The organism is Salipaludibacillus sp. HK11, assembly GCF_047795645.1.
In the GTDB taxonomy this organism is placed as follows: Bacteria; Bacillota; Bacilli; order Bacillales; family Salisediminibacteriaceae; genus Salipaludibacillus.
Genome location: NZ_CP181045.1, coordinates 3095953 through 3120080, shown reverse-complemented (window position 1 = coordinate 3120080; position 24128 = coordinate 3095953). Strand labels below are relative to the sequence as shown.

General features: G+C 40.0%; 16 protein-coding genes. 9 read left to right on the top strand and 7 right to left on the bottom strand.

What is annotated here, in order from left to right:
- The first annotated feature begins 57 nt into the window (after positions 1-57).
- The 8 genes from ACM26V_RS14845 (at position 58) to ACM26V_RS14810 (ending at position 9484) form a co-directional block, all read left to right on the top strand.
- Complete coding sequence (locus ACM26V_RS14845) at positions 58-1317, top strand: ABC transporter substrate-binding protein (RefSeq protein WP_416147503.1); 1260 nt, start codon at positions 58-60, stop codon at positions 1315-1317.
- 102 nt (positions 1318-1419) lie between these two features.
- A complete protein-coding gene (locus tag ACM26V_RS14840; protein ID WP_416147502.1) occupies positions 1420-2301 on the top strand; it encodes a carbohydrate ABC transporter permease in 882 nt (293 codons plus the stop codon).
- Positions 2301-3122: a carbohydrate ABC transporter permease gene (locus ACM26V_RS14835; protein ID WP_416147501.1), complete on the top strand. Its 822-nt coding sequence runs from the start codon at positions 2301-2303 to the stop codon at positions 3120-3122. Before ACM26V_RS14840 ends, ACM26V_RS14835 begins: the two co-directional genes overlap by 1 nt.
- A gap of 21 nt (positions 3123-3143) precedes the next feature.
- A complete protein-coding gene (locus ACM26V_RS14830) occupies positions 3144-4538 on the top strand; it encodes a glycoside hydrolase family 32 protein (RefSeq protein WP_416147500.1) in 1395 nt (464 codons plus the stop codon).
- Between the two features lie 1104 nt (positions 4539-5642).
- Positions 5643-6923, top strand: coding sequence for an extracellular solute-binding protein (locus ACM26V_RS14825; protein ID WP_416147499.1), 1281 nt, complete (start codon positions 5643-5645; stop codon positions 6921-6923).
- A 28-nt stretch (positions 6924-6951) separates the two neighbouring features.
- The gene (locus tag ACM26V_RS14820; RefSeq protein WP_416147498.1) at positions 6952-7833 is read left to right on the top strand and encodes a carbohydrate ABC transporter permease; all 882 of its coding nucleotides are present in this window, start codon (positions 6952-6954) and stop codon (positions 7831-7833) included.
- Complete coding sequence (locus ACM26V_RS14815; RefSeq protein ID WP_416147497.1) at positions 7830-8684, top strand: carbohydrate ABC transporter permease; 855 nt, start codon at positions 7830-7832, stop codon at positions 8682-8684. The genes ACM26V_RS14820 and ACM26V_RS14815 overlap by 4 nt, the downstream gene beginning before the upstream one ends.
- A 155-nt stretch (positions 8685-8839) precedes the next feature.
- Positions 8840-9484: a YesL family protein gene (locus ACM26V_RS14810; RefSeq protein ID WP_416147496.1), complete on the top strand. Its 645-nt coding sequence runs from the start codon at positions 8840-8842 to the stop codon at positions 9482-9484.
- Here the strand turns inward: ACM26V_RS14810 and ACM26V_RS14805 are convergent.
- The 7 genes from ACM26V_RS14805 to ACM26V_RS14775 form a co-directional block, all read right to left on the bottom strand.
- On the bottom strand, positions 9481-10392 hold the full coding sequence (locus ACM26V_RS14805) for an ROK family protein (protein WP_416147495.1): 912 nt from the start codon (positions 10390-10392) through the stop codon (positions 9481-9483). The genes ACM26V_RS14810 and ACM26V_RS14805 overlap by 4 nt on opposite strands.
- Positions 10393-10407: 15 nt before the next feature.
- Positions 10408-11841, bottom strand: coding sequence for a glycoside hydrolase family 1 protein (locus ACM26V_RS14800; protein WP_416147494.1), 1434 nt, complete (start codon positions 11839-11841; stop codon positions 10408-10410).
- Between the two features lie 24 nt (positions 11842-11865).
- On the bottom strand, positions 11866-12744 hold the full coding sequence (locus ACM26V_RS14795) for a carbohydrate ABC transporter permease (RefSeq protein WP_416147493.1): 879 nt from the start codon (positions 12742-12744) through the stop codon (positions 11866-11868).
- Between the two features lie 22 nt (positions 12745-12766).
- Positions 12767-13639 carry a carbohydrate ABC transporter permease gene (locus ACM26V_RS14790; RefSeq protein WP_416147492.1) on the bottom strand — a complete coding sequence of 291 codons (873 nt, stop codon included), beginning with the start codon at positions 13637-13639 and terminating at the stop codon, positions 12767-12769.
- Positions 13640-13729: 90 nt separating this feature from the next.
- Entirely contained in the window at positions 13730-15277 is a 1548-nt protein-coding gene (locus ACM26V_RS14785; protein ID WP_416147491.1) for a response regulator transcription factor, read from the bottom strand.
- Between the two features lie 19 nt (positions 15278-15296).
- Positions 15297-17066: a sensor histidine kinase gene (locus ACM26V_RS14780; RefSeq protein ID WP_416147490.1), complete on the bottom strand. Its 1770-nt coding sequence runs from the start codon at positions 17064-17066 to the stop codon at positions 15297-15299.
- Positions 17067-17156: 90 nt separating this feature from the next.
- Positions 17157-18473 carry an ABC transporter substrate-binding protein gene (locus ACM26V_RS14775; RefSeq protein ID WP_416147489.1) on the bottom strand — a complete coding sequence of 439 codons (1317 nt, stop codon included), beginning with the start codon at positions 18471-18473 and terminating at the stop codon, positions 17157-17159.
- A gap of 565 nt (positions 18474-19038) precedes the next feature.
- Between ACM26V_RS14775 and ACM26V_RS14770 the strand changes: the two genes are divergently transcribed.
- Positions 19039-24036 (top strand): bacterial Ig-like domain-containing protein, encoded by a 4998-nt coding sequence (locus ACM26V_RS14770; RefSeq protein WP_416147488.1) that lies wholly within the window; start codon positions 19039-19041, stop codon positions 24034-24036.
- Positions 24037-24128 lie beyond the last annotated feature (92 nt).

The following is a 24128-nucleotide window of genomic DNA, read 5'->3' as shown; positions in this document are numbered from 1 at the left end:
CCTCGTTACGGAAACGCTTTCTTTTCTGTAAGGTTAGAACCAAGGAGGGATTCACAAATGAAAAAACTACTTTATGTACTATCTAGCAGCATGGTCATACTATCACTTACCGCGTGTGGAAATGGAAATGACGAAGAATCAACGAATGGTGAAAACAGCGGTGAAGAAGACAAAGCTACGATTGAATTTTTTCAAGTGAAACCAGAAGCAGTAGAAACATTTGATACGCTTATTGAACAGTTTGAATCAGAAAATCCAGAGATTGAAGTTGATCAAAATACGGTGCCGGATGGTATGACTGTTTTAACAACAAGATTCTCGACAGGGGATATTCCGGATTTATTCATTACATATCCAGTCGAATCTGACTACGTTTTACGAGTGAATAACGACTACTTGTTGGATATGACAGATGAATCTTTCATCGACAATATTAATCCAGAGATTCAAGATCTTTATTTGGAAAACGATCGTATGTACGGAGCGGCACTTTCCTTGAATGCTAATGGTATCCTTTACAACAAAGCGATTTTTGAAGAACATGGCATCGATATTCCTAACACATGGGATGAGTTTACATCAGTTCTTGAAGAACTTGAAAATGCGGGAGAGACACCAGTTATTATGGGGAATCAAAACCTCGATCAAACGTCTGTTTTTAATTTAAACTTTATCGCTCAGAAATTTGATGCAGATTATTGGGAGCGTTTCAATAATGGGGAAGAATCGGTTGTAGGCGATCCAGATTGGGAGGAAGCAGCAGAAAAGATGCTTGAAGTATTAGATTATGCACAAGCCGACCATATGGGAACTGATTATGACCAAGGTAATCAACAATTCGCTAATGGAGAAGGAGCCATGTACTTTATGGGTGCTTGGGTACTTCCAACATTGCGTGGTATGAATGACAACTTCGATGAAGAGTTCGGCTATTTTCCATTCCCGCAAACAAATGATCCAGAAGAGAATGTGACTATTTCTGGAGTTGACGTAGGTCTCTCTATTTCAGCTGATAGCGAATATCCAGAAGAGTCTTTGAAGTTCGTCGAATTCCTTATTGAGGAAGCGCAACAGTTCTCAAATATGGACGGATCATTTAGTGCAGTGGAAGGTGTTGAAGTGCAAGACGAAGTACTACAAGGCTTATTGCCACACATGGAAAATAATCAAATTAAAAACTGGCCAAATCATTATTGGGCTGGTGGAACAGCAGCGGAAGCAGATTTCCGTTCGCACAGCCAAAACTTCTTTAACCACGAAGATCCAGAGCAGTTTTTAAGCGATCTACAGGTTATGTTTGAGAGTTATAGAAATTAAAAATAGATAGATGAACGAACGCAACGACGTGGTTGCTAAAGGAGCTGCCCATTCCTAAGGACAGCTCCTTCCAATTAAATAACCAGATTGGAGTGAAATCAAATGAAGAACAGTGCCTATACCAGTCTGCGAAAAGGCTATTTGATGCTGTTGGCGCCGGGATTAATTCTTTTACTTCTATTTTACGTATATCCAGTACTAAGTGCTTTCTATATGAGTATGACAAACTGGGATGGAGTAAGCCGTACCCGAGATTTTATCGGATTAGAAAATTATTTGAATGTCTTCCAAGATGGTCGGTTTTTAAATGCGCTATCTTTTACAGTCAAGTATGCTGTCATCTCAACAGTACTCTCGAATGTTATCGCACTTAGTGTCGCTCTAGCACTCGTACAAAAAATAAAATTCCGTAATATGTTTCGTGCGGTTTTCTTCTTCCCAGCGGTGCTTAGCATGTTGATCATCGGGTACATTTGGAAACAAATTTTCTATCATGTTATCCCTTATTTAGGAAATCAATTGAACATAGAAGCTTTGCAAACAAATATGTTAGGAAATCAAGATCTCGCTTTTTGGGCTCTCGTAATTGTCACGGTATGGCAAGCATCTGCTATTCTTGTCGTCATTTATATGGCAGGACTTCAAACGATTCCTGAGCAAGTCTATGAATCTGCGGCTATCGATGGGGCAACTGGATGGAAGAAATTTACGGGCATCACGCTTCCGCTTATCGTACCTTCGATTACGATATGCACGATTCTTGCGATGAAGCAACACTTGATGGTGTATGACTATATCATTGCATTAACAGGCGGTGGTCCTGGATTTGCTACAGAGTCCGTCACGTTACTCATTTATAACTTAGGTTTTTTAAATAATCGTTTTGGTTATGGCACTGCAGTAGCGCTTGTCCTATTCCTATTTATCGTGATCGTCTCAATTATTCAAATTAGCATTCTGCGTAAACGGGAGGTGCAGCTATAATGGAAAATCGAAAACAAAAATATGGTGTATATACGTTTATCATTATTGGCGCACTTTTTATTTTATTCCCATTGTACCTAACTGTGGTTACCTCACTAAAAACGCCAAATGAAACGGCAGAGTCACTGTTAAGTTTACCTAGTAGTCTGAATTTTAGTAATTTCTTACAAGCGGCAGAAATGAGTAATTATGTCGGTGCTTTTTTTAACTCTTTTTTAATAACAACGATCTCAGTCGTCGTTATCATTGCAATAGGATCGATTGCTTCTTTTGCAATCGCACGGAACCAAGATCAAGTATTCTACCGCGTCATGTACTACTTTTTCGTCAGTGGATTATTCATCCCGTTCCAGGTAATGATGCTTCCCCTTGTGCAACAATTGAGTTCCATTGGTATGATGAACAAATGGGGATTAATTTTGCTTTATGCAACGTACGGACTTTTCCAAAGCGTATTTCTCTACGTTTCTTATTTCCGTTCGATTCCTCGTGAAATTGAGGATGCCGCACTTATTGATGGGTGTGGAGTGTTCCGAATGTTTTGGTACATCCTTTTCCCGATGCTTAAACCTATGACAGTGACATTAATCGTACTAAATATCATCTGGATATGGAATGACTTTCTGATGCCACTAGTCATTTTGAGCGATTCATCGGATTGGACTTTGCCTCTGATGCAGTATGTATTTGAATCACAATATGCGGCTAATTATAACTTAGCATTCGCCTCTTATTTAATGGTGCTTGCTCCGGTGATTGTTGTATATTTATTTTTACAAAAACATATTATTGGTGGCGTTTCTGATGGAGCTGTCAAATAATTAATGGAAAGGAGAATTCATATGACAGGTTTAGTCACAGAATTTTCACGTGAAAGAGCGGATCAATTTATTAAAGAGAAATTGTCATTTCTACCTAGTAGTGCCTACCGTCCGGCTTACCATATTACTGCGCCACTAGGGTGGATTAATGATCCGAACGGTCTCGTCTACTTTCGAGGGGAATATCATGCGTTTTATCAATTTTATCCCTATGATACTGAGTGGGGGCCGATGCACTGGGGGCACGTGAAGAGTAAGGACCTTCTTCACTGGGAACATCTCCCTGTTGCCATTGCACCAGAATACGATTATGAAAAAGAAGGTTGTTTCTCTGGGAGTGCGGTTGTCCGCAATGATAAAATGTACCTTATTTACACAGGGCATAATGAAAAAAACTCTCCAAAAGAGGTGCAGTGTATTGCTGTATCGGACGATGGTATTCACTTTGAAAAGCTAGCTACGAATCCTGTTATTGCCGCACCACCTGAAAATGGATCGGAAGACTTTCGCGATCCAAAGGTGACATATATTGATGGTGTGTGGTACATGTTTATCGGCACGGCTTATCACAACGAAGGAAAAGCGATTTATTATACTTCTAAGGATTTAGAAAACTGGGAGTATGGTGGTGTGCTACTCGAAAGTGATGGGACGCAAGGAACGATGTGGGAATGTGTCGATTTTTTCCCGCTTGACGGCTACGATGTCCTAATTTTTTCGCCAATGGAATTAAACAATTCGAAAACGAAATACATTGTTGGTCACTGGAACGGTGGAACATTTGAGCGAGTTACGGAAGGTGAAATAGATCTCGGACCAGACTTTTACGCACCACAAACATTCGAAGATGGGCAAGGTCGTAGACTGATGATCGGTTGGATGAACATGTGGAAAAAATCGATGGAGGAGAAAAAAGAAGGATGGGCCGGTGCGCTAACGATGCCGCGTGAGTTAGCGATAAAGAATGAGCGACTCGTCATGCAAGCCCCAACAGAGTGGCAGGAGAAAAAACGTCAACGATTATATTCTGCAGAGGAAATTTCTAGTGGCGAAGAACGGGCCATAAATGTTACCTTTTCTTCGCTTTACCTTCATGCGTCTGTGGAAACGACAGCCTCTTCCACTTGGGCGATAACGTCGGTAGCAGGAGATACGTTATCGATCCGCTATGATGCAAACCAAAGTATTCTATTTGTCGACCGACGAGACATGCACTATGGTGACAAAGATGAAATTGCTATTCCACTTGATAAGAGTAGCGACGAATTAACATTCGATGGTTACATAGATCATTCTAGTCTAGAATTGTTAATCAATAAAGGCGAGGAAATTGCAACTTTCCGCGTGTACTTCAAAGACCCTAACGTGACAATAAAACAGCACCAACCAGGAACATTTATCGTCGAACATTTTTAATTAAAAGGAAGCGGAGGGACGGTTCTTCTGCTTCCTTCAACATCCAATCTGACCCAAAAATAAATTCCAGGACACCTTCCCCTAAAGATCTCTGTTTCTCCTCATCAAATCGGCAACTTCTCAATTCCCTTGGAAATATACATACCACTTTAGACTGCATACACACCCAGTTAAATAACAAGTCCTGTGCGAATCGCAGAAAATCTATCTGCTGTACAGGGCTTTTTTCTGCTCCAGGTATACGAAAGCTTCAGGCGAATCCGCTCAAAGAACGCAAAGGCGGTTCTCTTGCTGAGGAAGCAAGAGAACCGTCCCTACGCTTCCAATAAGTCTATTATATTAATATATATATTAATTATTACTAGGTTGTTTTATTGTGTTTTAAAGCAATGTCTCTTTTACTATATTCAGATGAAAAAGGCGAATCTGTCGTTTCATAATCCATTATTTTATTATCCTCAGAACAATTCTCACATTTTTACACAATCGGTTGAAAATGGTGTTATCTCAATACTGATAAGTTTTCGTTTAATTTAGTTAATAAATATATTAATTGACAAACTTTTTCATTATTGTTAACGTTTACAGACACACGATCGTTTTCATTTATTCTCGAGAGTGGTTGATCGAGGTTCTTGAGCTAGAATATGAAGTTTATTTTTTTAAAAGTCAGTTACAATCACTGCTGCGTTTAAATTATTTTGAATGGAAAGGAGAGAATTTAATGTTCCAAAGAACTAAACTATCTTTCCAGGATTCATTAGTTTATTTTTAGATGAGTGTAGCAGCGACTGACAAACAACGGATGATGTAAGGATAGAGATTATTTAATGGATGCTGTTTTTGGGGAATCTTGAATGCAAGAAACTGTAGACAATTACAACGATTGTGAAGATGATACGTAAATATCGATATGCAAGATTTTGAGGAGACAAAAAGGGTTCGTGGTATGGAAGGGATTCTAACTAGAAGGTTAACAATAGAGGGAATTGATTGGATGATAGATGAAATTGAAATCGTAATCATTTAGTTTCTACTTGATTTCTTATATCTGTAACATTGTTCTGTTAGAAGAATTCTTTCTCAAAGAAAGGGGAAATTGACATGGCTTCAAAAATGAAGGTTACTTTTATCATAGGATTTCTTTCCTTAATGCTTATGGCTTGTGGAGGGAATCCACAAACAACGGATGATGGTCGAATGCAACTGACATATTGGGTATTGTTCGGAGGGGGTGATATTGATTTCATGCAAAGTATTGTTGATGAATATAACGAAAGTCAAGATGAGGTTTACGTAAATATGGTTTTACAAGATTTCGAGGATTATTATACGAAGCTTGTGACAAGTGTTGTTGCAGATAGAGGACCCGATGTTGCTGTCATTCATGGTGCTGTGCTACCGGAAATGGTAAATCAAGGGCTAACAACTCCGCTTGATTCATTAGCTGCGACTACTGGACTCGATTGGAATCAATACAATGATAACATTCTTGATGCCATGGATATTGAAGATGAATACCATGGACTTCCTGTGGATACACATCCGCACATTATGTATTTAAACACGGATTTAGCTGAAGAAGCAGGGATGGTCGATGACGATGGTAACTTGCTAATGGACAGCGATTCTCCAGAGGATTTTGTGGAACTATTTAGTCGCGCAAAAGAAACGCTTCCAGAAGTAGCTCCATTGTCTTTACCGACAGGAGGAGGAGATGTATTTAACTTTTGGTGGGCTTTATACCATCAAATGGGGGGAACTCCAATTTTCTCAGGTGATGACCTTATCGATGTCGATGTGACGATAGATAAAGATGTTGCTGTTGAAGCGGCAGAATATATTAAAGGGTTCTTCTATGAAGAGGAATTGGTACCACTGCACATTGCTGATTTTTATCAAGAATTTCAAAGTGGTAATGCAGTAGGCATTATTACAGGTGTGTGGGCAACTGGTATTTGGGAAGACACAGAAGACATGAATTTTAGAGCTTACCCGATTCCAACACTATATGAACAAGAAGCGGCAGCAGGGGATTCCCACACATTGATTATTCCTGATAATGAAGATTCAACCGATGAAAGACGGGAAGCAACGATGGAATTCATGGAGTTTGTAACTGACGAAGGTGGAGTGACTTGGGCTGGTGCTGGACACATTCCTGCTAATGATGAGGTTGTCGAGTCAGACGAATTTAAAGAGCTGCCTCACCGTTCAGATTATACAGAAGTTGCTGATCAAGTAGTTTATCCGCCTGAATCTATCTATTTCAATCCTGCGGAAACTGAGATGGTAAGAAGTATTGATGAAATCATGGCCGACAGAGTGACCCCTGAAGAAGGTATTGATCAGATGGTGGATGAACTAGAAATTCTTATTAATTAAATTCATATTGAAAGGAGTGCAAAATAATATGAACCAAGTAAATTGGAAAAAAATAATGCGACCAGTCCCATTTTTGTTACCTTTTTTAATTGCCTATTTACTATTTACAATCTATCCGATTTTTAAAGGCATGCAAATGAGTTTTTATAATTGGACGTTAATTGAACAACAAGAATTTGTCGGATTAGACCAATATACTGCATTGTTTACCGACCCAAACTTCTGGGAAGCTTTTCGAAACACAGCCTTGTTTGTATTATTGTCTACGCCTTCGATGGTGATTTTAGCCTTGGGGTTAGCATTATTAGCAAACGTAAATACGAAGCTAAAAACATTATTTAGAAGTGCTTATTTTGTACCGAGTATCTTATCTGTTTCTGTTATTTCGTTTGTGGCTATCTTCATGGCACAGCCTTATACAGGGGTAATCAATAACACGATTCAGTTATTTGGGATAGATGCGGAACCATTTTGGCTAGCGGAACCTTCGCTTGCATGGGTGCTGATTATTGGTGTGACCCTTTGGTGGACAGTAGGTTTTAATATGATTTTATTTTTAACGGCGCTTCAGGATATCCCAGACGATTTGTATGAAGCTGCAGAAGTTGATGGTGCTACACGAATGGATATGTTTTGGTCTATCACATTGCCACAATTGGTGCCGATTGGAAAAGTGATCTTGTTGCTACAAGTACTTGCTTCATTTAAAGTATTTGCTCAGATTCTATTAATTACAGGTGGGGGACCAGGTACAACGACCCGACCGATTATCCAGTACATATATGAGATGGGCTTTGAACGGTATGATCTAGGTTATGCTGCAGCTATGTCTTATGTATTGTTTATGTTATTACTAGTATTATCGATTATTCAACTTCGATTTGGTGGAAGAGGGGGGAGAATGATATGAGTTCAAAAAATGGACAAACGCTATTGGATAAAAAGCGAGATCCACTGCATTTTCCAAAGGTATTGCTCGGTTTAATCGTTGCTTTGATCTTTTTATTTCCGATTGTATGGATGATCTTCGTATCGTTAAAGCCGATGACCGGTGCACCGACGAATCCAATTGATTGGTTCTTACCTCCATATACATTTGAAAACTATATAGATATTATTATGGGTAGTGATGTGTTGCTTTGGACATGGAATAGTTTCGTTGTTGGTATTCTTACAACGATACTGACGTTAATCATCACGTCATTAGCTGCATTTGCTATATCAAAAATGAATTTTCCGTATAAAAGATCGATTTTTATTTTCTTTTTAGCTGGGTTGATGGTCCCAGGGGAAGCGATGATTATCCCACTCTTTGAAATTGTCGGTACGATGAACATGCTTGATACGTATGGTGGTTTGATTTTTCCAATGATTGCTTCGCCTTTGGGGGTTATTATCTTGAAGAGTTTCTTTGATGGTGTGCCCGATGAATTGATCGAAAGTGCCAGAGTTGATGGCTGTACAGATTGGAGGTTGTATTGGAACATCGTTTTGCCATTGGCCAAGCCTGCGATGGCAGCAATCGGTATTCTAACTTTCATTGGTTCATGGAATAACTTCCTATGGCCTTTCTTAGCGATCGTTTCGGAGAATTTATACACGTTGCCAGTAGGTATTCCGATGTTTAACTCTGCGTATTCCGATACGTTTATTCAACCGATGACAGTAAACGCCGTGGCTTCACTGCCAGTAATCATTGCGTTCCTATTGTTTGAAAAACAAATTGTTAAAGGTGTCAGCTTTACAGGGATTAAAGGCTAACCAATGGTTAGTGATTGTGAGGGGCGGCATTTCACCGCCCTTTCTAAACTAATGAGTAACGTTGAAGGTTGAGATTACTTGTTTGGTCATGATAGAAACTAGCTTTATCGATACATGACAGTGGCTGGATTTTTCGGAAAAAAGGGGTGAATGACATGGCTCAGAAAGAGTTGGATGATACGATATTATTTAAAATTACGGATTGGATTGCGAAGTTGGCTTATGTGAATCTTTTATGGGTTGGCTTTACGATTATGGGTGGGGTCGTGTTGGGGTTGTTCCCGGCGACTGTTGCTTTGTTCTTTATTACTAGGAAGTGGGTGTTGGGCGAGAAGCCTGTGTCGTTAGTGAAGTCTTTCTTTCAGGCGTTTCGTGAGGATTTCTGGAAGGCGAATGCGATTGGTTATTCTGCGGGGGCGTTAGGTGTGTTTTTGTTTACTGATGTGTTTTTGGCGTCTACGTTGGATAATGCTTTTGGGTTTTGGCTGACTTTTTTCTTTTCTGTGCTTTTTATCCTTTTTCTGACGATGGTGGTTTTCTTGTTTCCTTTATTCGTTCATGTGAAGGAGAGTTTCTATCATTACTTTAAGTTTGCTTTCTTAATTGGATTATCGTCGTTGCATTATTTGCTTTTCATTATTACCGGTTCTGCTCTTGCGATTGCTCTGTTTGCTATGGTCCCGGCAGCTGCAATTTTCTTTGCGGCAAGTGTTTTTGCGATGATTATTACGTTATTTTCTATGAAGGCATTTGATAGGGTAGAAAATAGGAAGCGCGGGGACGGTTCTCTCGCTTCCTAGGAAGCAGGAGAACCGTCCCTCCGCTTTCTCCGCTTCCTAAAAGCGTACACGGCGCCTAGTAGGTTTGCATCTTGTTTGAAGGTGCAAACCTTGATGTTGGGTTTTACTTTAGCGAGCTGAATGACAGATAATAGCGCGTCTAGTTTCCGATCAATTTCTGTAGGTAACCGCTCTTGCTGACTAATCCCTCCTCCAAGCAATATCACTTCGGGGTCAAACATATATTGCAAGTTGTAAAGACCGACGGCAAGATAATGGTAAAATTCATCCAGTGCTTGTTGGCAGTCGCTATCACCCGCATCAGCAGATTCAAAGATAGTTTCACCGCTCCACTCCGATGGATCACATTTCTTCAATTCAGCAACTTTCCGAATCAGGGAACTTGTAGAAGCAACTCGACTCCAAATATCATTTTCGCTAGTGTAATTTTTATTCATTAACATATAGCCGAAATCGCCGCCGTGTAAATGTGCACCTTTATGAATGACTCCATCTTTAATAACCGCTCCGCCAATAGAGGTGCCGATAACAACAGCAAGAACGTCCTTTTTTCCTTTAGCAGCACCATTCCACACTTCAGCGTAGCCAACGCAATTGGCATCATTTTCGATGTGAACCGGCATCCCAGTTTTCGCTTCAATTAACTTTCTAATATTGTCCTTCTTGTGCAAATAGGTGATTGCGCTCGATCCGTAGATGATCCCATCTGGAGAGACAGCACCAGGTGCACTGATAGCTATCCCTTCACAGTCTCGATGTTTCTTCGTGACGAAAGCAATATGCTCGAGCAGATCGTCGAGTGTCGCTGGCAACGGGATTTTGTTCGTTTGCGTTATCGATCCGTCTTCTCCAATGATGCCGTCCTTCACAAATGTTCCGCCAAAATCAAAGGAAAGATATTGTTTCATGATTATCCTCCCTGATCATTTATAGACACTTTTATCTTCAACAGTTAGCAACCTTGTTTCGATTACCTCTTTGAACCAATAAGCCGATTTTTTTAACGACCGGGCTAAGTTGTTTTCTAAATCTATCGAGACGAGTCCATATCTATTTTTGAAGGCATTCATTGGTGAAACATTGTCTGAGAACGCCCAGAGCATGTAGCCTTTGCAATTTGCCCCATGTTCAACCGCTTTTAACAACGATGCAAGATGATCGCCAATGAAATCGATGCGATAATCATCTTGAATCACCCCTTCCTCGTTTTTAAAACGTTGTTCGTTCTCTACGCCCATCCCATTTTCAGCGATAAACCATTCAATATTACAGTAGTCATTTTTTAATCTCATCGCCATGTCATACATAATTTCCGGATAAATTTCCCAACCTCGGTACGGATTCATCTTCTTTCCCGGCATGTCGAAGGTTTCATAATAATACTCTGGATGAAAAGGTGCATCCGGATTCCACCCCGTAGTACGAGCTTTGATTCGATTTGGAAAGTACAAATTGATGCCGACATAATCGACAGTATGTTTCTCAATAAGTGCAAGTTCGTCTTCACGCAAATCGACAGAAACATCATGTTTTTCCAATAATTCAAATAGCTCTTGCGGGTATTTACCAGTAATACATGGATCTAAAAACGTTCGGTTGAAAAAGAGGTCAAACATTCTTGTTGCTTCTTGGTCGTGAGCAGACGTTGAGCGAGCGTAAGTAACGGCTGGATTTAAAATAATCCCAATTTTTCCATCCTTATGAGATCGTGTCTCTTTATATAACTTGACGACTTTGGCTGTAGCAAGTACTTTATGATAATTCCATTGCATCCAAGTATGTGTATTTTGCTCGAAAGGATAACGGATAGCGTCTAAATAAACACGTGTCTGCACGACAATCGGCTCGTTAAAAGTGAACCAATGTTTGACACGATCACCAAATCTCTCGAGCGCCTTTTCAGCATACTTAACAAATAAATCGACAACGTGCTTCGAGCCCCAGCCCCCGTATTTTTGAAAAAGAACAGCAGGCACTTCATAATGTTCCAGACAAATCATTGGTTCTACACCTTGACGAAAACATTCATTGATCACGTCATTTATATAGTCCGCATAGTTTTCATCAACAGTAGCATCTTCATAATCAGTGAGGAAACGCGCCCAATTAATCGATGTACGAAAGTGCGTTAGTCCTATTTGTTTCATGTACCCAATGTCTTCTTTATAGCGATTCTTGAAGTCGGTAGCAGTCTTTGGACCATAGCCATTATGCCAGACATTTTTGTTATTTTTATACCAGAGATCCAAATAAGAGTCCTGAGAATCCTTTTTACCTGACCACCCTTCCGATTGCCAAGCAGATAACGAAGCTCCGAGCATGAAATCATCAGGAACGTTAATCGTCTTTAATTTCATAACTGTACACTCTCCTTTTGTGGATTACCCTTTGACCGCCCCTTGCGTCATCCCATCAACGATTTGTTTCTCCATAATTAAATAGAAGATAATTGTTGGGATTAACACGGTTGTGAGCCCGGCCATTTGGGCTGGATAATTCGTTGTATAAGCGCCCGCGAAATTAGCTAAACCAAGTGGCAATGTTTGCATCGATTCATCGCTTATCAATACTAAAGCGAAGGCAAATTCATTCCAATTGTTAATGAAATTGATGACAACAGCCGTTGCAATTGCCGGTTTTGTCATTGGTAAGATGATCGACCAGAAAATTCGAAACACACCTGCACCATCCATAATTGCAGATTCTTCAATTTCGCTCGGTAACGATCTCATAAAACTCGTTAGTAGAAAAATTGTAATCGGCAGATTGAAGGCAACGTATGGAAAGATCAACGACCAATAAGTATTTAACAGACCGATATTTTGCATGAGAATATACATTGGTACTAATGTTGAGTGAATCGGGATAAGTAAGCCAAGTACTAAAAAGCCATATAATAGTGCTTTTCCTTTGAATTGAAAACGGGCAAGGAAAAAGGAAGCAAGGGCACCTGTAAGGATAGCGATGACAACAGAAACTAATCCAACAAAAACACTATTAAAGAAAAATGTTCCGATGTTCGCTGTCACCCAGGCTTCTTGGAAATTTGTGAATACCCATTCCATTGGTAAACCGAATGGATTTAATGAGAATTCTTGCGAAGACTTGAAGGAATTCATCACCATCCAAAGAATCGGATAACCATTTACAATCGCGAAAAGGATTAAGATGAGATATAAAAGTGATCGTCTAGTTTTCTTCTTTATCGTTGCATGTTTTATCGAGGTCGGTTGTGTGTGATTACTTGTGTTTATCTGCATAAATGAAGCCTCCTTTCTTAGATTAATCCTTGCTGAAGCGCATGATTCTTGTTGTGATAAAAATGAGAACGAGACTGAATATCAGGATTAAGACAGATATCGTACTTCCGTAACCGTAATTTAGTCCATTAAACGTTTCGTTGTACATATAAGTGGCCATCACTTCCGTGGCATGAGCAGGTCCTCCGTTTGTCATAACATAAATTAAATCAAACGTTTTTAAACTTCCGCTAATACAGAGTACGATCGCTACTAGAATGATATTTTTGATTGATGGAACGGTAATGAAAAAGATTTTCTGAAATTCTGTTGCACCGTCGAGTTCAGCTGCTTCAAGGATATCTTTTGGCACAGTTTGTAAGGCGGACAGGAAAATGATGAAATATAAGCCGACGAATTGCCAAATGATCGTGACCAAGATCGCAAACATCGCGGTATTAGGATTTCCTAACCAATTTTGCTGTAAAAAACCTAAATTTAATGTTTCTAACAAATTATTCAACATACCTTCACGTGAATTGTAAATCATCCGCCATGTAATCGAGATAACAACGGTTGAGATAACGACGGGCAAAAAACCAATTGTGCGGAAAAACTTTCCACCTTTGATTTTTTGATTTAATAATATCGCTAGGCCGAGGCCGATGGTAATTTGCCCAAACACGGAAGCAAATACGACGAGAATATTATTTTTAACAGACCGCCAAAATGTTGCGTCTTGAAATACGTCTAGATAGTTTGTGAATCCGATGAATACCATGTCTGAAAATCCATCCCATTTCATAAAAGAGTAATAAATGGAAATGAAAATTGGAACTATGCTGAAGACTAAGTAAATGAGAAGTGGTGGTAATAAGCCAAGTGCGATCTTCCAGGGGTTTTTAAGTAAATGCATAACTTCACTCCTTTGCTGTCGTAACCGTTTTCATAGGTTCATTATATAAGCCTGCAAAGGAATGAAGAATCTACTTTTTTCATATAACATCTAATTTTCTATGGTATCTGCGTGGAGAGCTCTAAAGTGCGTGGGGGTGACACCTTTATGATTTTTAAATACTTTAACGAAATACTTATATTCACTGTATCCGACAAATTCTGCGATCTCAAATACTCTGTTAGAAGTAGTCAAAAGCAAATCAGAAGCTTTATTAATTCGAATGGCATTGAGGCACTCAGAAAAACTTTTTCCCGTTTCTTGTTTGAACAACACACTAAAATGGTTTGGTGTAATAAAATGATCTTCGGCAACTTGCTGTGCTTTAATATCTTTTTGATAGTGGGTTTCCATGTATTGAAGTGCTTGATGAATGATCCAATTTCTCTTATTCGGTTGATTCCGTTCACTCACTAATACGTTCAAATCTATTAGTAATAGATACTCCATCGCTTGATAGCTATTATATATTTTTAAATCGGGTTCACCTTGTAATTGTAACGTCAACTTGCTTCTTTTTTTCATCAGATCATCAATATTACTTAGCAAAATAATTTCCATTTCCCGAAGCGATTTAAAAACGTTATTTACTGACAGTGCTTCCTTCTGAAAATATTCAAACAACTGAGTTGATGTTTCGGATAGTGTTTGTTTATCTCCATTTAAAATAGCAATCTGTAATTGTAAAACAGTGTTGTTCGGAATTTGCAAAATCTTTGGTTCTGCTTGTTGGTGGAAGATTTCAACCAGTTTATTGTCATGGCGGATGTGATCTAGTATGTCTCGGGCTTTTTGATATTGATAGTGTATGTGACTTAAACCAGAAGCGCATGATGAGAGACCATGCTTCAATTTCGCAACATTATTATTATCAAAATCTTGGCAAAGTTGTTTGATTGCATCGTTATCAGCAGTGTTACTTGATTTTTCAAAGAAGACAGTAATCAGTTCATTCAGGTGATTTTCTACAATGAAGCTTTCTGTATGAGTTAGTGATGGACTGCTTTCAAGGTAGGCGGTCCATAAGCTTTTCCAATCGCTCTGACTATCTTCACTTGATAAATAATAGTCAGTCATCTCAGTAACGAGCACGCGAAAGTGATAGTCGTGGACCCATGTGGGAAAGGAGGTTTGGTCGACATTTTTTTGAAAAATTACATGACGGATCCAATGAGCGATTGTCGGATTTGAATCTTGGGTGTGATCGTGTTGTCGACTTTGCTGCATATCCTTATCCTGTTTGATCCTACTAACAAGCGCTATCAGCTCATCTATATTTACTGGTTTTAATAGATAATCTTCCACACCTAGTCGAAAGGATTGCCGAGCATATTCAAATTCGTCATATCCGCTAAACATGATAATATTAATATGATCGTGTTCATCTGACAAGTATTCGGCAAGGGCCAGACCGTCCATTTCTGGCATGCTTACATCTGTTAAGACAATATCGATGGGGTGTTCTTTAATGATCTCAATTGCTTCTCTTCCATTGGAAGCAATTCCTACGACAGCAACTCCAATGTCTTCCCAGGCGATCGTTTTTTGCAGTCCTTCACAGATCACGGGTTCATCATCGACGATGAGCAAGTTCATCATTTGCATTCCTCCTTGTTTGTCATTCGCTTACGTTTTCGTCTTCCGTGTATGGAAACTGAAGGCGGATCCAGGTACCCTGTTTTTTCGGGTGGTCCATCAAGGATAATCCATATTGTTTACCGAATGCATGTGCAATTCGATCGTTAATGTTATTTAGGGCGAAACCGGATTGTTGGTTTGCGCTCGTTGATGAAAAGGTTTTGCGCCAGTATTTCATGCCTTTGCCGTTGTCGAATACATCGATGATAATGTTCGCTTCAGAACGGTACACCCGAATGTAAATTCTATTTTCTGAACTTCTCCTGATAAATCCGTGTTTGATACTGTTTTCAACGAGTGGTTGAAGGATCAACTTCATTACGCGCGCTTTTTCAATGCCTACTTCAGTTACAATATAAAACGATAAAGCAACCCCTAAACGCCGTTTTTGTAATTCTAAATAACTTTTGACGTTCTTTATTTCTTCCTCTAGGTTGACCCAAATTTTGCCGCTGCTAAGACTAGTTCGAAAGATTCTTGATAAGTCTTCAATACTTTTTCCGGTTTCAGGAGCATTTTCTAAACGTGCCGACCAACGAATCATATCTAACATGTTGTAAAGGAAGTGAGGATTAACATGACTTTGTAATGCTCGTAATTCTGACTCTTTATTTTGAATTTCTAATTTGTATTTCGTTTCGATTAAGTGCTGCACTTGAGTGACCATTTTATTAAATCTTGCGCCTAACAGTCCTATCTCATCTTGAGAACGTACTTTTACTCGTGCGCTAAAGTCGCCACTTTCAACCCGTTTTGTTTCCCTTGTTAATTCAATGATAGGTTTAAGGATTGTGAAAATGAAGCCAACAATTGCGATAAGACTTAAAATGACAGTCGCAATAATGATATTTTGCGTTGTTTTCCTAATTTCAGATAATTCATTCAAGATGAATCGTTCTTTGACCATCGATACGAGGTAGAAGTCATCGACTTTATCAGCTGCGATATAGTAAGTTTCGTCATTTAATATATATTGAAAAGCAGGATCACTTGATTGTTGAATAATCGATACGAATGTATCATCAGGAAAAGGCTCTCCAACCATGTCTTTGTCTTCATGAGATAAAATAAGGCCGTTTTCTCGCAAAATAAATACTTCGTGGTCGGCATGCGGGTCTTCGTACATCATTTGATGAAACAGTTCTTCTTCTTTTAATCGAATTCTAACTTCTCCTATAGGTTCGATAGCGTTGTGCTTGTTATTAATTACTCTAAATAAAGAAATGACTTCGGTCTGCTTTACTGGATAGTCTGATTCAATATGATAAGGGTCAGTCCACAGGACACTACCTTGTCGTTTCTTAGATTCATTTGCCCATTTCTCCTCACTATTTAAGACAATGTCGCCTTTATTAATGACTAGCCCATTCCTACCTTCAATTTTTACTGAATTGAAATAAGATTTGTTTGATAGATGGAATGTGAAAAAGGCTTGCAATGAGTTATCGAGCCCGTTAATTTCCCCTTGAGTCACGTCACCTGGAGATAGAGTCATAAATTCATAAAATTCATCGCTATAAATAATGTATTCCGACATATCTTCTATATCTTGGATAATTTTTTCGAAATTAGATGAGGCGACATTTAAATTTCGATACGACGTGTCGATGACTTGTTGCTGTAGAATATTGTTAGATTGATAGAAAAACAATGCGCTAATCGAAGCAATCGGAAGTAATCCAAGAATAAGTAAGATGATGGCGGCTTTCCATTTCATGCTCCAATCCTGTACTTTCCACTTTTTCTTCATAAGAAATTTCCTTCCTTCAAGTAGTTTTGCAAGTGGAAAAGAAGAGAGTGACCCTAATGATCACCCCCTCCTAAAATTATGACATTGGAATTACTCTTCGATTGTTACTTCTTTCTGAATTTCTTCCGCAGCCTCTTCTGCCGTGTACTCTCCAATCGTAATTGATTGAAGGGCGTTTTGCATTGTATTTATAATACCGGTTGGCAAAACGGCATCGTAAACGGGTGATTGATCAGCTGACTGAATCAATTCAATCATTTTAACACTAAGTGGATCAAGATCCTCTTCTGGAATGTCAATATCGCCTGGAACGGGTTTACCTAAAGATAGGAATCCAGAAAATACATCTTCATTATACACCTCTTTTAGAAATGTCTCGACAGCGGCTCTTTTTTCTTCAGACAGATCACTATTAATTGCACTTACGTTCCCCATCGTCGTTGGTATTGTATTGCTGTCTCCGAGTGGGAATATCGCTATGTCGATATTTTTATCATCTGGGCTATTTTCAGCTATTGTTGCTGATGACCAGTTGCCGTCAATTACCATTGCAGAGTTGCCTTGTAAAAAGTTGTTGACCATCTGTTGATTATCTATCGTGTTTAAATCCTCATTGAAAGCTTCGAGTTCTACTAATTCTTCAATAACTTCTAAGGCTTCGACAAAATCTGAATCAGTGAATTTTCTTTCACCTGATTGGACTTGATCTAGGAAATCACTGCCAGTAAAACGATCCGCGATACCGGAAAGATAGACAGATTGAAGAACCCATGGTGACGAATTTCCTAATGAGATAGGTGTGATGTCAGCGTCATTTAAGTCATTTATTAACTGGATAAATTCATCATATGATTCCGGGAAAGAATCGTATCCGACGTCGCTTAGCATGTCTACATCATAGTAAATAAATTGTGTAGGATTACTATTAATTGGCAAGGCATAAACCTCACCGTCCATCGTGAATTCGCTTAAGGAGTCCTCAGTTAATAATCCTTCATCAATCCAATGGTCCTTAAAGTCACTGATAGAACCTGCGCTCCCGCTATTAACAATGTTTGTTAAGGCTGAAATAGGGGTGATTTGAAAAATGTCAGGCAATTCACCACCAGCTGCTCTTGTGGTTAATCTTGTAGAGTAGTCATTATGTGCAACGCTTTCAATCTTCAAGTCAATATTGGGATGGTCTTCATCAAATTGGTTGACTGCATCAATAAATAATTCATAATCTGGTTCACCGGCCTGTGAAGCGACAAAATATTCAATTTCGACAACGTCATTGGCTTCGTTGCCATCAGAGCTTTCGTTACTTCCGCTACTTTCCTCTGAATTCCCACAAGCCACCATAATTCCTGCTGCCCCAATAAACAATGCGAACATACTAATACGTTTGACATTCGACTTCTTCAATTTAACACCCTCCATTTAATATAATAGTTTCAAGCCCCTTATTCAATAATCATTTCGATTTCGATCCATCAGCAACTTGAAATCGCTTACAATATATAATTTAACACAGCAAATATCTGAGGAGGATACCACATAATTCAGATAACATCTAATAATTTAGGTAGTTGAAGGAAAGCGCGGGGACGGTTCTTCCGCTTCCTAGGAAGCGGAAGAACCGTCCCCGCGCTTTCTCTGCTTTTCGTAAATTTTTGCTTCTCACTTCCTATTGACAACATATTTGGAAGCGATTACAATAACGGTGGGTAACAACGTTGTTATTGATAAGGGCGTGAAAATATCGACCTCACAAAATGTATTGAGTTAAATAACAACGTTGTTATTACACTCGCTCTCTAGGACATCATAGACACCTCACATACATCAGTAAAAATTCCAGCTAAGATTTCACTACATAGAGTTCTTCAGATGTTTCCATTAATAGAAAAGGAGGGTGCTAGACTAGATTCGCTTGTTAGGTGCGTGGTTTATTTTGTTGCTTTCAATTTACTGAGGAGGTTTTTGATCAATGAACTTTAAGCATAAGCGTATTTTTGCAGTGATGATGATTTTTCTATTACTATTTCCTAGTTCAGCGGTACCCGTTTTGGCTGTTGATACAGACGAAGAAGCGGAAGTAGAAGAACCAAGCATGATTGATATTTCTAGCGACTGGCAAGGCAGTGTGATGGGGGATACAGGGACAGACGACATTAATTATGAAAACTATGAAATTACCGAACATGAAGATGCTTCGGTGACGATGCGTGTCTCAAATAATAGAGGCAAAATGGCGAGCGGAAATGAGGGACTAGCTTACTATTTTAAACAAGTCGATCCGGATGAAAACTATGAAATGACGGCGACGGCACATGTCGATTCGATTGATGCAAATAATCAAGTCGGATTCGGAATAATGTTGAGAAGCAATATTTTGATGAATGAACGTGATGGGAATTTCACTGGTGATTATGTTGCCGTAGGTGGGATTCGTCAAGATGTCAGGGGTTTTTATAAGTATGCAGATGGTGGGTACCAATACCCTGATGAATTGGACTTTAACACGACCGTTCCTGCTAGTGGGGAAGAGTATCAGCTTAGTATTCGAAAAGTTGGCGATATTTATCAATTAAAAGTAAATGGTGAAACGCAACAACTGGTAGATTACGATGGGGAAATGAATTATGCGGGGCTTTTTGCTTCGAGAAATGTGACAGTTACTTATAGTGATATCAATTTACAGATCGATGGTCAGGTGGAACTTGGCGATTGGGATTTTAGTGCTTTTGGATCAAACACAAGTATTGTGAGTGATCCGATTCGAAACACAGATCCAACATTAAATGAAGACGGATCTGTTTTTATCGAAGCGTCTGGTGGAAAGATTTCTAGTTCTGAAGACGGAATTTCTTTCTATCATAAAGGACTATCAGCTAATGCAAACTTTGAAATTCATGCGAAAGCGAAGGTTCATAGTTTCACAGCAAATAATCAAGTCTCGTTCGGTTTAATGGTTCGAGATCAAATCGGAGGCCACGGTGACTCCGGTGGTCATGAAGCGAATTATGTATCGGTAGGTGCGTTAGATCAAGTGATGAAGGGCTTTTATAAAAAAGCTAGTTTAACGAAACTCGATACTTTTGCTGGGAGTCGTGATCCGGCAACAGATGAAGTGTACGATTTGTCTATTAGAAAGTCAGGCGACATGTATGTCGTATCTTCAAATGGAGTAGAAAGTGATCCAATCCATCTGGAAGACACGTTTATGGATGAGATTTTCGTTGGGCTATATGTTGCGAGGGGGGCAGCGGTGACATTCAGTGACTTCGATATTGACGTAGATGCAAGAACGGTTGCTGACTTACAAGTGGATGCTACGGATATGAAAACGTCGTATTTAGTTGGTGAAGATCTTGATTTAACAGGATTGAATGTCACAGCTGTGTTTAGTGACGGTAGTGAACAAGTGCTTTCTGAAGGCGATTATATCGTTACTGGTTTTGACAGTAGTGAAGTTGGCGAAAACACTATTACTCTTAACTATAATGGAAAAACAGCGACGGTCGTTTTAGATATTGAATCTTTGGATGTGACGGATTTACAAATCAAGTATTTCCCTGCGAAAACGGATTATTATAAAGGGGATACATTTGATCCGCAAGGGTTTGTTGTGATAGCGGAATATAATCACGGGTTTGCCTTTGCTGAATTAACGGAAGATCTTTATCGTTTTTCGATTGCAGGGGAAGACGTGACGGACGAAGGGTTTATCTTTGAAAATGGAGGACCGGAAACTGTCACTGTGAGATCAACTGAAACAGAGGATGTGACGACTACTTTTACTATCGTTGTGAAAGAAGCGAATCTAACGGAGATAGAACTTCGGCGTGCACCGACAAAGACACTCTATTTTTTAGGAGATGAATTGGATCTTTCGGGTATGTCTGTCTATGCAATATATAGCGATGGGGCGGAAGTGAGGTTGATGGCAGACGAGTATGCTGTTTCTAATTTTGATTCGTCTGTGCCGGATGAGAGTCAAGCGTTGACGATTTCGCATAAAGGTGAGGAAGTCGTGTTAACTGTGCGAGTCAAGGAGAGGGAGCTTGAAGGGATTGAAGTGACCGATTATCCGAAAACGACGTTTTATGTGAATGATGCGTTTGAAAGTGATGGGTTAGTTGTTTCGGAAGTTTATGATAATGGTGATCTAGAAGTGTTGGCGACGGATGCTTATACGATTGATTCGTCTGGATTTGATGCTTCGGAAAGTGGAACGTATGGTATTGATGTTGTTCCGGACGATGTGAGTATTGATGCGATTACGTATCAGGTAACAGTGAGAGATGAGACGGAGGTTGACTGGAAAACGATTCGTTTCGGACAATCGACGTCGGATGCGAACAATACGATCGATGTTCGGGATGATGGTACGGTTGAAATTGTTGCGCTAGAAGGTGGTGGGAAAATTACTGGGGACCATGATGGTATTTCTTTCTACTACACGGAAATTGATGCGACGGAGGACAATTTTACGTTATCGGCAAATGTGAAGGTGACCGATTATGCGAAGACGCCGCACGATGGTCAGGAATCGTTTGGGATTATGGCGAGAGATGCGTTAGGTCCAGCTAATGATGCTGGGGTGTTTGCTTCGAATATTGCTGCAGTAGGAGGCTTTAGTGGTGGTACTCGTGATGACAATGGCACGCAAGCATTTGTCCGAACGGGAGTATTGGCTTCTGATGGGGAAGGTAGCGAAGGGATTCAAAAGCAGATGTTACACGATGTGAGGCCTTCGATAGATAATACGTATCCTGCGGAGGAATACCGTTTGACACTTGAAAAAACGAACAGTGGTTATATCGGGAAACTAAATGATGGGGATGGTGCGATATTTTTTGAGCCAGAACTGTTGAATGTGCAAGATGATAAAGTATATGTCGGATTTTATACGGCGCGATTAGCAACGATTGAGGTAAGTGATATTGTGTTTGATGTCACGGCAAGCGAGACGGATGCTCCGAAAGTGGAGCCGCCGATGGAACCTGTGACACCTGATTTTGAATATGTTTCTTTAGGTAAAACGTCGCTCGAAGATTATACATTGATGCTTAAAGCAAATGTCGATGGTGTAGTGACAGTGAAACAAGGTCATGATACGATTGCGCGCGATCAAGAGGTGAAAGCAGGGGAGCTGGTTGAAATAGCTGCGACGCTTTTACCGAATAGTGATACGAACTTTAGTACAACGTTTTTGCCAGATGATACGCAATTGTTAACGTCGTACGATAAAATCGTTCATAACGTGACAGTGTCGATGAAAACGTTTGGAGAAGGTGGTGCTGATATTTATGTGTCACCAACAGGGACAAGCGCTGGTGATGGTACGAAAGAGGATCCGTTAACGATTGATACGGCGATTGATTACGTTAAGCCGGGACAAACGATTTATGTGATGGAAGGTACTTACGTCCGTGATGCTAAAATTGAGATAAAGAAATTCAATGATGGTACGGAAGAAGCGATGAAGTATTTGGTTGCTGATCCAGACGCTTCGGAACGTCCGTTGATTGATTTTGATAAACGCTCTGAAGGTGTCGTTCATAGTGGGAACTATTGGCATGTTAAAGGAATTGACTTTGCCCGTTCGGCCGGAAATACGAAAGGTTATACGATTGGCGGGAGTCACAATATTATTGAAAATGTCGTGCTCTATGAACACGGTGATACGGGATTGCAAATTAGTCGCACGGACACTTCTGAAAACGATAAAGCTAAGTGGCCATCGCACAATTTGATTTTGCACAGTGTTTCTTATGACAACCGAGACCCGGCGGAAAACAATGCTGATGGTTTTGCGGCAAAACTAACGGTTGGTGTTGGGAATGTGTTTGATGGCAACATTTCGCATAACAACATTGATGATGGTTGGGATTTGTATACGAAGGTTGGGACTGGTGCGATAGGTCCTGTCACAATCAGGAACAGTATTGCGTTTAACAATGGGACGTTATCGAGTGGTTATGTAGGGAATGCGGGGAAAAATGGATTTAAACTTGGTGGAGAGGGTGTCCATGTGCCACATGTGATTGAAAACAGCATTGCATTTGGCAATGGTGCCTATGGGTTCACAAGTAATAGTAATCCGGGGGTAATCGCGAACAGTAATATTGGTTGGAACAATGACGGCGCAAACTTGAGTTTGACGACGTACAACCATATTGAAACTGACTTTATGATGGATGGGTTTGCTTCTTACCGGACAGACGGGATAGCGGACGAAAATGATAGTTATCCAGCGGAATTAGCTTCGGATATAAATTACTTGTTCCAATCAGGACAGTCTGAAAATGCTTCAGGGGACTTGTTGTCTGAGGAAATTCTTGAAAGCATGGAGGCTTTGTTTATTTATGACGACGCTGGAAACATCGTATCGGTTAACAGAAACGACGAGGGTGAGATCGTTTGGGGTGATCTGTGGGAAGTTTACAATAGCTATATGGGAATAGAGGAAGAGGATCCAGTGACGCCACCGGGTGAAGGAGGAGAGGAAGAGGATTCAGTGACGCCACCGGGTGAAGGAGGAGAGGAAGAGGATCCAGTGACGCCACCGGGTGAAGGAGGAGAGGAAGAGGATCCAGTGACGCCACCGGGTGAAGGAGGAGAGGAAGAGGATCCAGTGACGCCACCGGGTGAAGGAGGAGAGGAAGAAGATCCAGTGACGCCACCGGGTGAAGGAGAAGAGGAAGAAGATCCAGTAACTTCGCCGGGTGGAAGTGGAGACGGTGAAAAATCTACAGATGATAAGGATGAGGATGGCAAGAAGGAGTCAAGTAAAGACAAAGATAAGAGTGGAAGTAATGGTGCAAGCAAAAATGAAAGTAAAGGTGATAGCAAGGGTGATGGCAATCTTCCAGACACAAACACCGGGATATATAACGGTTTGATTGTCGGGCTTATGATGTTTGCCGCAGGATTGACTCTATTTATAACTAGAAAAAGAAAAGAAAACGAAACAGTTTAAACGATTGGTAATGAAGCGAGTTCCCAAATTTTTTTAGGGGCTCGTTTTTTTATACTTTATGAATGTTTAACTTCGCTAAGGGATTAAAGTAT

Bases quoted from the DNA above. Each gene is read 5' to 3' on its own strand.
- ACM26V_RS14840 (WP_416147502.1), top strand. From the start codon at position 1,420: ATGAAGAACAGTGCCTATACCAGTCTGCGAAAAGGCTATTTGATGCTG.
- ACM26V_RS14815 (WP_416147497.1), top strand. From the start codon at position 7,830: ATGAGTTCAAAAAATGGACAAACGCTATTGGATAAAAAGCGAGATCCA.
- ACM26V_RS14795 (WP_416147493.1), bottom strand. From the start codon at position 12,744: ATGCAGATAAACACAAGTAATCACACACAACCGACCTCGATAAAACAT.
- ACM26V_RS14780 (WP_416147490.1), bottom strand. From the start codon at position 17,066: ATGAAGAAAAAGTGGAAAGTACAGGATTGGAGCATGAAATGGAAAGCC.
- ACM26V_RS14785 (WP_416147491.1), bottom strand. From the start codon at position 15,277: ATGATGAACTTGCTCATCGTCGATGATGAACCCGTGATCTGTGAAGGA.
- ACM26V_RS14800 (WP_416147494.1), bottom strand. From the start codon at position 11,841: ATGAAATTAAAGACGATTAACGTTCCTGATGATTTCATGCTCGGAGCT.
- ACM26V_RS14835 (WP_416147501.1), top strand. From the start codon at position 2,301: ATGGAAAATCGAAAACAAAAATATGGTGTATATACGTTTATCATTATT.
- ACM26V_RS14770 (WP_416147488.1), top strand. From the start codon at position 19,039: ATGAACTTTAAGCATAAGCGTATTTTTGCAGTGATGATGATTTTTCTA.
- ACM26V_RS14820 (WP_416147498.1), top strand. From the start codon at position 6,952: ATGAACCAAGTAAATTGGAAAAAAATAATGCGACCAGTCCCATTTTTG.
- ACM26V_RS14805 (WP_416147495.1), bottom strand. From the start codon at position 10,392: ATGAAACAATATCTTTCCTTTGATTTTGGCGGAACATTTGTGAAGGAC.
- ACM26V_RS14845 (WP_416147503.1), top strand. From the start codon at position 58: ATGAAAAAACTACTTTATGTACTATCTAGCAGCATGGTCATACTATCA.
- ACM26V_RS14810 (WP_416147496.1), top strand. From the start codon at position 8,840: ATGGCTCAGAAAGAGTTGGATGATACGATATTATTTAAAATTACGGAT.
- ACM26V_RS14825 (WP_416147499.1), top strand. From the start codon at position 5,643: ATGGCTTCAAAAATGAAGGTTACTTTTATCATAGGATTTCTTTCCTTA.
- ACM26V_RS14830 (WP_416147500.1), top strand. From the start codon at position 3,144: ATGACAGGTTTAGTCACAGAATTTTCACGTGAAAGAGCGGATCAATTT.
- ACM26V_RS14790 (WP_416147492.1), bottom strand. From the start codon at position 13,639: ATGCATTTACTTAAAAACCCCTGGAAGATCGCACTTGGCTTATTACCA.